This window comes from Streptomyces sp. RLA131, from assembly GCF_056270125.1.
The window spans coordinates 5,330,002-5,342,440 of the sequence record NZ_JBWDOQ010000002.1; the positions used below are offsets into that span (position 1 = coordinate 5,330,002).

The window sequence follows — 12,439 nt, forward strand, 5'->3', positions numbered from 1 at the left end:
TGGTGGTGCGCGCCGCCGGGCCGCCCGCGGATGGCCGTGACCGGTGGCGAAGCGAACCGGGAGAGCCTGCTTTGAGTCGTGAAACTGACAATTCGTCCCCTGGCCCTGGCACCCAGGGCCGCGGCGGAGCCGCGTACCCGTCCGGCACTCCGCCGTACGGGACCAGGCCGTTTCCCTCGCTGCACCCGCAGGAGCGGCCTCGGGAGGAAGCGGCGGCCGAGAACGCCGAAGCCGCCGCCCCCGTAGCGGACGAGCCCAGGACCGAGACCACGCTGACCACGCGCGTACGGATCAACATCCCCGGCTCCCGGCCGATTCCGCCGGTGGTCGTGCGCAAGACGGTCGAGGACCAGCCCGCGGCCGAGGCCACCGAGCTGCCGTCCGGCTGGAAGGTCGGCGACGACGCGTCCCCGGCCGCCCAGGCGCCCGCCCCCGCCGCGGCGTCCGCCCCGGCCGCCCCCCCGGCGCCGGCTCCGGCCGCCGAGCCGGGCAAGCCGCCCAGCGACTGGTTCGCCCCGCGCAAGGCGGGCCCGGGGGCTCCGGCGGGTCCGGGTGGCCCCGGCGTTCCCGCGGGCTCCGGTGGTCCGGGTGGTCCTGCGGGCCCCGGTGCTCCGGGTGCCCCCGGTGGTCCTGCGGGTTCGCGGCCGGCTCCCCGCCCGGCTCCGGCCCCCGCCGCCCCGGACGCGGCCGACGCGACGCAGCCGCTCAGCCTCGGCGACATCGCGGCCGCCGGCGGTCCTGGCGGTCCCGGTGGTCCCGGTGGGCAGCTGCCGCAGGGCCCCCGCCCCAACATCCCCTACCTCAACGAGGGTCCGGCCCCCGGCCCGCGCCCCGGTGCCGGCCCTGGCGGCGGACCCGGCGCGCGCCCCCCGCGTGCCGGTGCTCCGGGCCAGCGCCCCTTCCCGGGTGCGCCCGGTGGCCCGGGCGGTCCGGGCGGTCCCGGCGGCCCGGGTGCGCCCGGCGGGACCCCGTTCCCCAGCTACCAGCCGCCCGCCGGGCCCACCACGGGCCCGGCCACCGGCGGGATGCGGGCACCCCAGGGCGGTCCTCAGGGAGGCCCCCAGGGCGGACCCCAGGGAGGCCCCCAGGGCGGACCTCCGGCAGGGTCCTACGGCGAGCGGCTCTCAAGTGACACCGTGGTCAGCGGCATTCCGGCGGTCCCGGCCGGGCCGGCGGTCACCAAGCCGGTGCAGCCGGGCGGCGACGCGTACCGCTTCGAGGCCGACCAGGAGGAGCCCGCCTCCAAGGGCCGCTCCAAGGTGATACTGGCCGCCGTCGCCCTGCTCGGCGTCGCCGGGATCGCGTACGGCGCCGGTCTGCTGATGGACCACGCGGATGTCCCGGCCGGCACGACCGTGCTCGGTATCGACATCGGCGGCAAGTCGAAGGCGGAGGCCGTCGCCCTGCTGGAGGCCGACCTCGGCGACCGCGAGGCCGCCCCGCTGACCGTGACGATCGGCAAGACGCAGAAGCAGCTCAAGCCGTCGTCCGCCGGCCTGGACGTCGACATCGACGCCACCGTCAGCGGTGTCGCCCACCGCGACTACAACCCCGTCACCGTCATCGGCTCCCTCTTCGGCGGCACCCGCCAGGCCGAGCCCGAGATGGTCACGGACGAGGAGAAGCTCCGCTCCCGCCTCAGCACCCTCTCCGACCAGCTGGGTTCCGGCTCCAACGCCACCGAGGGCATGGTGAAGTTCGTCAACGGCAAGGCCGTCGGCGTTCCCGGCAAGGCCCACGAGGCCATCAACGTGGCCGCCTCGGTCGGCACCGTCGAGGCCGCCTACCGCGCCCGCCTCGAAACCGGCAGCACCTCGGCCGTCGCCCTCTCGGTCACCACCGTCCAGCCCAAGGTCACCCAGGCCAGGCTCGACGCGGCCGTCAAGGGCTTCGGCAAGACCGCGATGTCAGGTGTGGTCACCGTCAGCGGCATTCCCTTCAGCCCGGAGAAGTCACTGTCGCAGATCCTCACCATGGTCGCGGACGACGACGGCAACCTCACCCCCCGCATCGACCTCAAGGCCCTGGAAGGGCTCTACGGGAACGCCTACAACGGTGTCCAGGTGGTGCGCGGCGACGGCACGACCAGTGCGGTCAAGCCGACCGACGTGGCCACCGCGATGCTTCCGGCCCTCAAGACCTCCGACCAGGCCAAGAAGTCGGTCACCATCGAAGGCACCTCCTGACCCGACGTGGCCCGGTCTTCCGGGGGTGACAGATGTCATCCCCGGAACAGGACCGCGCACACTGCCGGCCGCCCCCGCCCGTGGGGGAGGCTTGCCGCATGACCGCAACAGCGACCCGTACGGCAACCGGGACCACCACCGTGGTCGGGTTCACCGGCGTGAGCAAGAGCTTCGGCGACGTGCGCGCCGTCGCCGACCTGACCCTGTCCCTGCACCCCGGCGAGACCGTGGCCCTGCTGGGCCCCAACGGCGCGGGGAAGTCGACCGCGCTGGACCTGCTCCTGGGCCTGCGCACCCCGGACACCGGGACCGTGGAGCTCTTCGGCACGAGCCCGCGGCAGGCCATCGCGCAGGGAAGGGTGGGCGCGATGCTGCAGAGCGGCGGGCTGATGAACGAGGTGACGGTCCGGGAGATCGTCCAGCTGGCCTGCGACCTGCATCCCCGCGCCTACCCCGCGGACCAGGTGCTGGCGACGGCCGATCTGACGGAGATCGCCGGCCGGAAGGTCAACAAGCTCTCCGGCGGTCAGGAGCAGCGGGTGCGGTTCGCGCTGGCGACGGCCGGGGCCAACGAACTGATCGTGCTGGACGAGCCGACGACGGGGATGGACGTGTCGGCGCGGCAGGCGTTCTGGGCGGTGATGCGCGCGCAGGCGGCCGAGGGCCGGACGGTCCTGTTCGCCACGCACTACCTGGAGGAGGCGGACGCCATCGCCGACCGCGTCCTGGTCCTGCACCGGGGCCGGCTGCTGGCCGACGGGACGGCGGCCGAGATCAAGGCGCGGGCCGGGGCCCGCCGGATCGTCTTCGACCTGGCGGAGCAGCCAGACGAGGCCGCGCTGCGCGCCCTCCCGTATCTCGCCGGGCTGGAGGTGTCGGGCCGCACCGTACGGATCCGTTCCTCGGACGCCGACGCGACCGTCCACGCCGTCTACGCGGCGGGCCTGTACCCCCGCAATCTCGAAGTGGCCGGACTCGGCCTGGAACAGGCCTTCCTGGCCATCACCGCGCAGGACGCGCAGGACGCGCAGGACGCAGAGAAGAAGGAGGACTCGGCGCGATGAGGACGCTGGTCAAGCTGGAGATCATGCGCGCCCTGCGCAACCGCAAGTTCATGTTCTTCTCGGTGATCTATCCGCCGGTGCTGTTCCTGCTGATGACCGCCGGCCAGGACGCGCACAAGGAACTGGGCGACCTGGGCATCACGGTCGTCGCGTACTACATGGTCGCCATGTGCGCCTTCGGCGCGATGACCGCCGTCCTGATGGGCAACGCCGAGCAGATCGCCCGTGAACGGGAGAAGGGCTGGGTGCGGCAGCTGCGCCTGACCGCGCTGCCCGGCCGCGGCTACGTCACCGCCAAGATCGCCTCGGCGGCCACCATCAGCCTGCCATCGATCGTCCTGGTCCTGCTGACCGGGGCGCTGGTCAAGCAGGTGCGGCTCGACGCCTGGCAGTGGGTGGGGGTCCTGCTCAGCAGCTGGGCCGGGAGCCTCGTCTTCGCGGCCCTGGGCGTGGCCATCGGCTATGTCGCGTCCGCCGACGTGGCCCGGCCGATCGCGATGATCGCGTACTTCGTGCTGGCGATGCTGGGCGGCCTGTGGGTGCCGTTCACGGCGTTCCCGGGCTGGCTGCAGGACATCGCCGACTATCTGCCGGCGCGGCCGTACGCGGCCCTGGGCCAGGCCATCGAGTTCGGCAGCGCGCCGCACGCCAGGGATGTCGCGGTCCTGGCCGTGTATCTCGTGCTCTTCGCGGGCGGCGCGGCCTGGATGTACCGCAAGGACACGGCGAAGGCGTAGGCAGTGGACAGTGGGCAGCGGGACCAGAAAAGGGAACGGGAAGACGGGGCACTGGTGATGGCCGTTCGGAACGTGAGGTGGCCGCCCTGGCGTTGGGAGGCGGCCGGCGTCCCGGTACACACCGGGGCGGCGGGGACCCCGGGCATGGGGCAGGCCCCGGAGAACCGCCGCCAGGCATGGGTGAAGCTGCTGTGGATCGGCATGTGGATGCTCTACCTCGCCTCGCCGGTCTCCGACCTCCTCGACGCCCACCACGGGCTTCTGGCGCTGTTCCTCGGCTGGACCGGCCTGGTCTGCTTCGTGGTCACCTACCTGGCCCTGGTCTTCCTGCGCACCAACCAGCAGTTCCAGCCGCGCTGGGTACACGGCGCGCTGCCGCTGCTCGCGGTGTTCGCGGTGCTGCTCTCGCTGGGGCTCGGGGACGCCTGGCTGGTGCTCTTCGTGTACGCGGCCGTGGCCTGCGGCGCGGTGCTCCAGCCGAGCCGGTCGCGCTGGGCCATCCCCGTCGTCACCGTCCTGCTGTTCGGCACCGGCGCCCTGGTGCACGCCGGCTCCGACCTGGTCGTACCGCTCGGCATCCCCTGCTTCCTGGGCGGTTTCGCGATGGTCGGGATTCGGCAACTGGTCAGCACGATGCGGGAGTTGCGGGAGGCGCGGGAGACCATCGCGCATATGGCCGCCACCGAGGAGCGGCTCCGGCTCGCCCGCGACCTGCACGATCTTCTCGGCCACTCGCTCTCCCTGATCACGCTCAAGAGCGAGCTCGCCGGCCGGATGCTGCCCGACCGGCCGCAGGACGCGGCCGTCCAGGTCGCCGACATCGAGCGGGTCAGCCGGCAGGCCCTCGTCGACGTGCGGGAGGCGGTCAGCGGCTACCGGCGGCCCACCCTGGCCGTCGAACTCGCCGGGGCCTCGGCCGCGTTGCGCGCCGCCGGGGTCGAGGCCGACCTCGACCCCGCGCAGTGGGCGGGCCATGACCGGCTCGCCCCCGACGAGGAGGCCGCGCTGGCCTGGGCGCTGCGCGAGGCCGTGACGAACGTCGTACGGCACAGCGGGGCCGCCCACTGCCGGGTCGCCCTCGCGCGGCAGGGCGACGTGTTCACCCTGTCGGTCAGCGACGACGGCCCCGGCCCGGGCCCCGGCCACGCCCCCGGGAACGGCCTCACGGGACTCGACGAGCGGATGCTCCTGGCGGGCGGCCGGCTGGTGACGTCCGCCGGGCCGGACGGCGGCTTCACCCTGCGCGCATCCGTGCCCCTGGCCGCACCCGGCAGCGGTTACGCTGCTCCGCATGATCAGGGTGCTGCTCGCTGAGGACCAGTCGATGGTGCGCGAGGCTCTGGCCACGCTCCTCGGCCTGGAGGAGGACATCGAGGTCGTCGCCCAGGTGGGCCGGGGTGACGAGGTCGTCGCCGCCGCACGGGCCGGGGGCGTCGAAGTGGCCCTCCTGGACATCGAGATGCCCGGGATGACGGGCCTCGACGCGGCGGCCGCGCTGCGCAGCGAGCTTCCGGCGGTACGGGTCGTCATCGTCACCACCTTCGGCCGTCCCGGCTATCTGCGCCGCGCCATGGAGGCCGGCGCGGCCGCCTTCCTGGTCAAGGACGCCCCCGCCGCGCAACTCGCCGACGCCGTCCGGCGCGTCCTGCGCGGCGAGCGTGTCATCGACCCCGCCCTGGCCGCGGCCGCCCTCGCGGAGGGCGCGGATCCGCTGACCGGGCGCGAACGGGACGTTCTGCGCAGGGTGGCCGGCGGCTCGGCGAACGGGGACATCGCGCGGGCCCTGCATCTGTCGGAGGGCACGGTCCGCAACTACCTCTCGACCGCGATCCAGAAGACCGCCGCCCGCAACCGGGCCGAGGCGGTGCGGATCGCCAGCGAGCGCGGCTGGCTCTGACCGCCCGGTGTCGCAGGAACGGGGCCCGTGTGCCCCTCAGTTCAGCAGCGCCCGAGCCGCCCGGGCCTGCCCCCGTACGGCCTCGGCGGAGGCGGGTTCGACCTCGGCGACGACCTCCGCGTACGCCTCCATCTCGGCGGCCCCGGCGGCGAACTCACCGCGGCGCACCAGCAACTGGGCACGCTCGAAACGCAGCCGGGCAGGATGCCGGGGCAGCAGCAGGCCGAGTTCGACGGCGCAGAGCTGCACGCGCAGCTGCTCGGGGCGGGCCGAGGCCCAGGCGCGGATGTTGTTGAGGATCCGCTGGACGATGTCGAGGGGATCGGCGGGCGAGAGCATCGCGGGGGACAGCGGGGCCCCGGTCGCGCCGGCGACGAGGAGACCGACGTCGTCGTCGCCGAGGAGACGGCCGCCGTTGAACGGGTCGGCGAGGACGAACGTCCCCCGCGGGTCGCCGAAACCGACGACGAAGTGACCCGGGAGGGCGACCCCGTGGACCGGGGCACCGGCGCGGCGGGCCACCTCGATCCAGACCACGGAGAGCAGGATCGGCAGCCCACGCCGGCGCCGCAGCACCTCGTGCAGGAGCGAGGACTCCAGCCGCCGGTAGTCGGCGGGGGTGCCGCCGAAGCCCAGCCGGGTGCCGAGGAGGGCGGCGAGGGCGCGGGCCCACGCGTCGGGCGCCGTCAGGCCGTAGGGCAGCAGGCCGGCCAGCCGGTCGAGTTCGATCTCGGCGGCGTCGAGACCGGGCCCGTCCAGTTCCGGGTCGGCCTCGGCGGCGACCAGCAGGCACAGCGTGGTGAGGTCCGGCTGTTCCTCACGGACCGCCGCCGCGAACCGCTGCCGGACGGAGTCGTCGTCGCTGGACACGGAACGGAATCACCCCTTCGGGGCGCGTCGGTAGTGGTAGGCGTGGTGCGTGGTGAAGCCCAGCCGGTCGTACATGCCGCGCGCTCCGTCATTGTCGGCCTCGACCTGGAGATACGCGCCGGACGCGCCCTCCCGTACGGCCCGCAGCGCGAGTGCGGCCATCACCGCGGTGGCCAGCCCCTGCCGCCGCTGTCGCGGGTCGACCTCCACCGCCCCGAACATCGCCCAGCCGCCGTCCACCACGCAGCGGCCGATGGCGGCCGGGCCGTCGTCACCGGGGACGGTGGCGAACCACACCGAGGGCCCGCCCGTCAGGACCTTCACCGCCTCCTCGGCCAGCGCGCCGGTGCGGTGGTAGCGCGCCAGCCACTCCTCGTCGACCTCGCGCGACAGCCGTACCCGTTCCGCGCCCGGCAGATCCGCCAGCGGCGGCAACGGCGCGGTGCGCAGCAGCGCCTCGGCCTCCCGGGTCCAGCCCAGTGCCCCGAGCCGCGCGGCGAGCCCCTCGTCGGTGACCTGGACGTACGCGGGCAGTCCCCGGTCGGCGTACCAGCGGCTGATCCGGCCGGCGGCGTCCGCCAGGGGCATCCCGGGATCGCCGAAGGGCAGCACGGAGTTGGCCCGACGGGTGAATCCGCCGGCGGCGCGCAGCGTCCATTCGCCCAGCCGCCCGGTCTCCTGCGCGGGCCAGCCGCGGGCTGCGGTCTCCTGCAGTTCCCGGACGCCGGCGCGCGGCGCGCGCACCCCGCGCCGGACGGGCGTGTCCGGGACGACCTTGCCCGCCACGAGGGCGGATTCCGCGATGCGGACGGCTTCGCCGGTGCGGCGCGTCACGATGAGCACGCCCTCGTTCCAGGATGTGAGAACACCGACCGCGTCGGTGAACGCCGGGCGGCCTTCCACGACCTCCGCGATCCGCCGTACTGAGACCCGTTTTCCCACGTCAGAAGTGGTTATGCGTACTTCGGGCCGTCCCTTGGCGGCGAAATCCGTGCACATCGCGGCCCCTCCTGTTCGTCTACTGCCCAAGAACGGAGATACTAGGGGCGGGCATCGACGACGCCGCGCTCCCGCGCGCCACCCGGCGAAGCCGATAATCGGCCGCCGCGCCCTGATCGAGGAGGAACGACAGCGTGACCTACGTCATCGCGCAGCCTTGTGTCGACGTCAAGGACAAGGCGTGCATCGAGGAGTGCCCTGTTGACTGCATCTACGAGGGCTCCCGGTCCTTGTACATCCACCCGGACGAATGCGTGGACTGTGGTGCCTGCGAGCCGGTCTGCCCGGTCGAGGCCATCTTCTACGAGGACGACACCCCGGAGGAGTGGAAGGACTACTACAAGGCGAACGTCGAGTTCTTCGACGAGCTCGGCTCGCCCGGCGGTGCCTCCAAGCTCGGGCTGATCGAGCGCGACCACCCCTTCATCGCCGCACTGCCCCCGCAGAACGGCTGATCGGGAAGTCCGGTCCCGACAAGAGGTCCCGCATGGCCGGTCTGCCGTGCGGGGCCGCCGTATGTGAAGCCGTAGCCGTAGCCGTAGCTGAAGCGTGAAGGAGAAGCACCGCCGTGGCGCCAGTATCCGCCCGTCTCCCGGCCTTCCCGTGGGACCGGCTCGAACCGTACAAGGCCCAGGCGTCCGCCCACCCCGGCGGCGTGGTGGACCTGTCGGTGGGCACCCCCGTGGACCCGGTCCCGGAGATCGTCCAGGACGCCCTGGCGGCCGCGGCGGACAGCCCCGGCTACCCCACGGTGTGGGGCACGGCGGCGCTGCGCGCGGCGATCACCGGCTGGGCGGGACACCGGCTGGGCGCGCAGGGGCTCACCGACGCCAATGTGCTGCCGGTGATCGGCTCCAAGGAACTGGTCGCCTGGCTGCCCACTCAGCTGGGCCTGGGCCCCGGCGACCGGGTCGCCCATCCGCGGCTGGCCTACCCGACGTACGAGGTGGGTGCCCGGCTGGCGCGCGCCGAGCCGGTGGCCTACGACGACCCCACGGAACTGGACCCGGCCGGGCTGAAGCTGCTCTGGCTCAACAGCCCCTCCAACCCCACCGGCCGTGTGCTGACCGCCGACGAACTGCGCGCCGCCGTGGCCTGGGCCCGCGAGCACGGGGTGCTGCTGGTCAGCGACGAGTGCTACCTGGAGCTGGGCTGGGAGAAGGACGCCGAACCGGTGTCCGTACTGCACCCGGAGATCTGCGGCGGCTCGTACGAGGGCATCGTGGCGGTCCACTCGCTGTCCAAGCGGTCCAACCTGGCCGGGTACCGGGCGGCGTTCCTGCTCGGCGACCCGGCGGTGCTGGGCGAGCTGCTGCAGATTCGCAAGCACGGCGGGATGATCGTGCCCGCGCCGGTGCAGACCGCGACCATCGCGGCGCTCGGTGACGACGGGCACGTGGCCGAGCAGCGTGAGGTCTACGCCCGGCGGCGGGCGGCGCTGCGTGCCGCGTTCGAGGGCGCGGGCTTCCGGATCGAGCACAGCCAGGCCGGCCTGTATCTGTGGGCGACCCGGGACGAGAGCTGCTGGGACACCGTCGGCGGTCTCGCCGGGCTCGGCATCCTGGTGGCGCCGGGCGACTTCTACGGTCCGGCGGGGGAGCGGTTCGTACGGATCGCCCTCACGGCCACCGACGAGCGGGTGGACGAGGCGGTCCGCCGCCTGAAGTGAGCTCCCGGGGCGAGCCGGCGAGCCGCCGGAGCGCGCCCCTGGAGCGGAACCGGGGCACGCCCGCCCCGGGGAGCGCATGCGCAAGGGCCCGGGGAGCGGGGGGATGCTCTCCGGGCCCTTCGTGCGGCTGTGGGGGATCAGCCGCCGATCGGGAGGCCGCCGGCCAGGGGCAGCGCGCTCACCGGCAGCTGGCCGACCGGCAGGGCGCCCAGCGGGCCCGCGCTCTTCCCCTTGCCCTTGCCCTTGGCCTTGCCCTTGCCCTTGGCCTTGCCGCCGGTCGCGTGCTTGACCACGCCGCCCGCCTGCGCGGCGGTCTTCTGGGCCAGGGGGGTGGCGGTCCTGGCCGTGTCGGAGAGCGTCCTGCCCGGGTCGGGCAGGGCCTTCTGCACGGACTTCACCGCGCCGGCCTCCTTGGTGACACCGGCCACGGTGTGGCTGAGGTCGGCGGTCTTGTCCAGGCTGGTCAGTCCACCCAGGTCGGTGGCCTGCGGCAGCTCCGCGGCGGAAGCGGCGCCCGCGCCGATCAGAGGCGCTGCTGCCGCGCCGACCAGAAGGGCGGCCCGGGCGATCCGACGCGTGAGGGGGAGAGACATGGTGCTCCTCTTACGGAGAGACGACGTGACATGTCCGCGGGGCGGACGCCGTGACTACCGCGTGAGAAGCCGTAAGGTTGCGGCCGTTCGAGGTAAAGAGTTGGTAATGCAGGGTATTTCGAATGCCGAATGAACCCGGGCAATACGGGCAGTGCGCGGTGTTTTGATGAAACGTCACATCCCTTGACCGGAAAGGGATGCGATGCGCCGGTGGAGTGGTTTCCCATCTGATGGGTTTGGCGTATCAACGATCCGCCCAGGAGTGAGTCGCCGCACTACTGAGCGACGGTGATGGTGACGTCCTCGGCGGTGGTCCCGGCGGGCGCGCTCAGTACTTCGTCCGTCTTCTGCCAGCCGCCGGCGGAATCGGCCGCACGCCATTCACGGTCCCGGAAGCGGACCTTGTCGACCTTGAGTTCGTGCGAGTGCGCCACCGCCCACTGCGCCAGCTCCCAGCCGCGCCGCCGGCGGTCCCCGCGCGTCGCGTTGTCCGTGGCCGCCGACGGTACGGCGACGGTGGCGCCGCCCGCCGCCCGGTCGCCGGACTTGCCGTCGGAGGACGCCGCGGCCCGGCTGACCCGGGGCGTCACCCCCGAGCCGAACTCCCGCGTCAGACGGGTGCGTACGGCCGCCGGATCACCGCCCGAGGGCGCGGTGCCACCCGGGGCCGTCGTGCAGCTCAGCGCGGCCGACACCCGGCCGGTCAGCGCCGAGGCCAGCAGGGCCGCGTCCGGCTCGTGTTTGGCGTAGGCCTGCGGATAGCCGCTCTTCTGCACCTTCTGCGCCGCCACGGTGAGCGGGAGACGCGAATATCCCCGGATCTTCACCAGGCTGTCGAAGAACTCGTTCGACGAGTGCACCGGATCCATGATCTGCGCGGCGGTGCCCCAGCCCTGCGAGGGCCGCTGCTGGAACAGCCCCATCGAGTCCCGGTCGCCGTGATCGAGGTTGCGCAGCGCCGATTCCTGCAGGGAGGTGGCCAGCGCTATGGTCACCGCGCGTTCCGGAAGACCGCGCGAGGACGCCACCGCCGCGATGGTCGAGGCGTTCGACGCCTGCGCCGGCTCCAGCTTCACGGTGCGGCCGTCCGCCGTCACCGTGCAACCGGCCTGCTGCGTACCGCCCGAGACGACATGGTGCACGGCGTAACCGGCGACCCCGACCAGCACAAGGGTCGCCGTGGTGAAGCGGAACAGGCGACCCCGCTTCTTCGGGGCGCCCTGGACCGGGGAGGAGGGCTTCGACTTCGGCACGGCGCACACCGTACCGAAGGCCGCTGTGCGCGCGCCGTGTGTGCGGCGCGCGGCGGTAGGGTCCTGGGTATGCGCACGTCTTCCCTCGACCTCAGCCAGGACGCCGCCGCCGTGACGGCGCAGCTCGTCGACATCCCCTCCGTCAGCCGGGAGGAGAAGCACCTCGCCGATCTCGTCGAGGAGGCGCTGCGCGCGCTGCCCCACCTGACCGTGGACCGCGACGGCGACTCCGTCGTGGCCCGCACCGACCTGGGCCGCGCCGAGCGGGTGGTGCTCGCCGGACACCTGGACACCGTGCCCATCGCCGACAACGTGCCGTCCCGGCTCGACGCCGACGGCGTGCTGTGGGGCTGCGGCACCGCCGACATGAAGTCCGGCGTCGCCGTACAGTTGCGCCTGGCCGCGACGCTCCCCGAGCCCAACCGCGATGTCACCTACGTCTTCTACGACGCCGAGGAGATCGCCTCCGAGTACAACGGTCTCAAGCGGCTCGCCGAGACCCGCCCGCAGTGGCTGACCGGTGACTTCGCCGTCCTGCTGGAGCCCAGCGACGGCAAGGTGGAGGGCGGCTGCCAGGGCACCCTGCGGGTCAGCGTCCAGACCGCCGGCCGGCGCGCCCACTCCGCCCGCAGCTGGCTCGGCGACAACGCCATCCACAAGGCCGCGCCGATCCTCGCCCGGCTCGCCGCGTACGAGCCCCGCCAGGTACTGGTCGACGGACTGACCTACCGCGAGGGCCTCAACGCCGTCATCGTCGAGGGCGGCCACGCCACCAACGTCATCCCGGACTTCTGCGCGGTGACGGTCAACTACCGCTTCGCGCCCAGCCGTTCGGAGGCGGAGGCGCTGGACCACGTCCGCGAGGTCTTCGAGGGGTACGAGGTGGTGCTCACCGACAGCGCCCCCGGAGCGCTGCCCGGGCTGTCCCACCCGTCCGCCGTCGCGTTCGTCGAGGCGCTGGGCCTGGAGCCCGCGCCCAAGGACGGCTGGACCGATGTCGCCCGCTTCTCCGCGCTCGGCGTGCCCGCCGTCAACTACGGCCCCGGCGACCCCAAGCTGGCCCACACCCGCGAGGAACACGTCTCGGCCGCCGCCGTGCTGGAGGCCGAGGAGAAGCTGCGCGCGTGGCTGTCCTGAGCCGCCGCGGCGCCGGGGCGTAACGCGCAGTTAA

Annotated in this window: 12 protein-coding genes; 8 read left to right on the plus strand and 4 right to left on the minus strand. The window is 73.4% G+C overall.

The features are described from left to right. Window positions 1-71: 71 nt before the first annotated feature. From RWE79_RS25240 to RWE79_RS25260, 5 genes are all read left to right on the plus strand, one after another. Window positions 72-2,186: a VanW family protein gene (locus RWE79_RS25240; RefSeq protein WP_475942343.1), complete on the plus strand. Its 2,115-nt coding sequence runs from the start codon at window positions 72-74 to the stop codon at window positions 2,184-2,186. Between the two features lie 98 nt (window positions 2,187-2,284). Beyond that, window positions 2,285-3,250 carry an ABC transporter ATP-binding protein gene (locus tag RWE79_RS25245; protein WP_475942344.1) on the plus strand — a complete coding sequence of 322 codons (966 nt, stop codon included), beginning with the start codon at window positions 2,285-2,287 and terminating at the stop codon, window positions 3,248-3,250. Next, on the plus strand, window positions 3,247-3,987 hold the full coding sequence (locus tag RWE79_RS25250; protein WP_475942345.1) for an ABC transporter permease: 741 nt from the start codon (window positions 3,247-3,249) through the stop codon (window positions 3,985-3,987). The genes RWE79_RS25245 and RWE79_RS25250 overlap by 4 nt, the downstream gene beginning before the upstream one ends. Window positions 3,988-4,131: 144 nt before the next feature. Beyond that, complete coding sequence (locus tag RWE79_RS25255; RefSeq protein ID WP_475942346.1) at window positions 4,132-5,301, plus strand: sensor histidine kinase; 1,170 nt, start codon at window positions 4,132-4,134, stop codon at window positions 5,299-5,301. Next, a complete protein-coding gene (locus RWE79_RS25260; protein ID WP_475942347.1) occupies window positions 5,279-5,884 on the plus strand; it encodes a response regulator in 606 nt (201 codons plus the stop codon). The genes RWE79_RS25255 and RWE79_RS25260 overlap by 23 nt, the downstream gene beginning before the upstream one ends. A gap of 36 nt (window positions 5,885-5,920) precedes the next feature. Here RWE79_RS25260 and RWE79_RS25265 read toward each other — a convergent pair whose 3' ends face one another. Continuing rightward, window positions 5,921-6,754 carry a transglutaminase family protein gene (locus RWE79_RS25265; RefSeq protein WP_475942348.1) on the minus strand — a complete coding sequence of 278 codons (834 nt, stop codon included), beginning with the start codon at window positions 6,752-6,754 and terminating at the stop codon, window positions 5,921-5,923. Between the two features lie 9 nt (window positions 6,755-6,763). Continuing rightward, window positions 6,764-7,753: a GNAT family N-acetyltransferase gene (locus tag RWE79_RS25270; protein WP_475942349.1), complete on the minus strand. Its 990-nt coding sequence runs from the start codon at window positions 7,751-7,753 to the stop codon at window positions 6,764-6,766. Window positions 7,754-7,887: 134 nt separating this feature from the next. Here RWE79_RS25270 and fdxA point away from each other — a divergent pair, with 134 nt between their 5' ends. Both fdxA and dapC read left to right on the plus strand, forming a co-directional pair. Continuing rightward, window positions 7,888-8,208, plus strand: coding sequence for a ferredoxin (fdxA, locus tag RWE79_RS25275; protein WP_003985062.1), 321 nt, complete (start codon window positions 7,888-7,890; stop codon window positions 8,206-8,208). A 113-nt stretch (window positions 8,209-8,321) separates the two neighbouring features. Further along, window positions 8,322-9,422, plus strand: a complete 1,101-nt coding sequence (gene dapC, locus RWE79_RS25280; protein WP_475942350.1) for a succinyldiaminopimelate transaminase — start codon at window positions 8,322-8,324, stop codon at window positions 9,420-9,422. A gap of 137 nt (window positions 9,423-9,559) precedes the next feature. On the opposite strand, the gene RWE79_RS25285 is transcribed toward dapC, so the two are convergent. Beyond that, window positions 9,560-10,015: an ATP-binding protein gene (locus RWE79_RS25285; protein WP_475942351.1), complete on the minus strand. Its 456-nt coding sequence runs from the start codon at window positions 10,013-10,015 to the stop codon at window positions 9,560-9,562. Window positions 10,016-10,290: 275 nt separating this feature from the next. Next, window positions 10,291-11,268 carry a VldE C-terminal domain-containing protein gene (locus RWE79_RS25290; protein WP_475942352.1) on the minus strand — a complete coding sequence of 326 codons (978 nt, stop codon included), beginning with the start codon at window positions 11,266-11,268 and terminating at the stop codon, window positions 10,291-10,293. A gap of 69 nt (window positions 11,269-11,337) precedes the next feature. Between RWE79_RS25290 and dapE the strand changes: the two genes are divergently transcribed. Continuing rightward, on the plus strand, window positions 11,338-12,405 hold the full coding sequence (dapE, locus tag RWE79_RS25295; protein WP_475942353.1) for a succinyl-diaminopimelate desuccinylase: 1,068 nt from the start codon (window positions 11,338-11,340) through the stop codon (window positions 12,403-12,405). Window positions 12,406-12,439 lie beyond the last annotated feature (34 nt).

What these genes read in the sequence shown, in the direction of transcription:
- RWE79_RS25270 (WP_475942349.1), bottom strand. Translation starts at nt 7,753, where the DNA reads ATGTGCACGGATTTCGCCGCCAAGGGACGGCCCGAAGTACGCATAACC.
- RWE79_RS25255 (WP_475942346.1), top strand. Translation starts at nt 4,132, where the DNA reads ATGGGGCAGGCCCCGGAGAACCGCCGCCAGGCATGGGTGAAGCTGCTG.
- RWE79_RS25260 (WP_475942347.1), top strand. Translation starts at nt 5,279, where the DNA reads ATGATCAGGGTGCTGCTCGCTGAGGACCAGTCGATGGTGCGCGAGGCT.
- RWE79_RS25250 (WP_475942345.1), top strand. Translation starts at nt 3,247, where the DNA reads ATGAGGACGCTGGTCAAGCTGGAGATCATGCGCGCCCTGCGCAACCGC.
- RWE79_RS25285 (WP_475942351.1), bottom strand. Translation starts at nt 10,015, where the DNA reads ATGTCTCTCCCCCTCACGCGTCGGATCGCCCGGGCCGCCCTTCTGGTC.
- dapE (WP_475942353.1), top strand. Translation starts at nt 11,338, where the DNA reads ATGCGCACGTCTTCCCTCGACCTCAGCCAGGACGCCGCCGCCGTGACG.
- RWE79_RS25245 (WP_475942344.1), top strand. Translation starts at nt 2,285, where the DNA reads ATGACCGCAACAGCGACCCGTACGGCAACCGGGACCACCACCGTGGTC.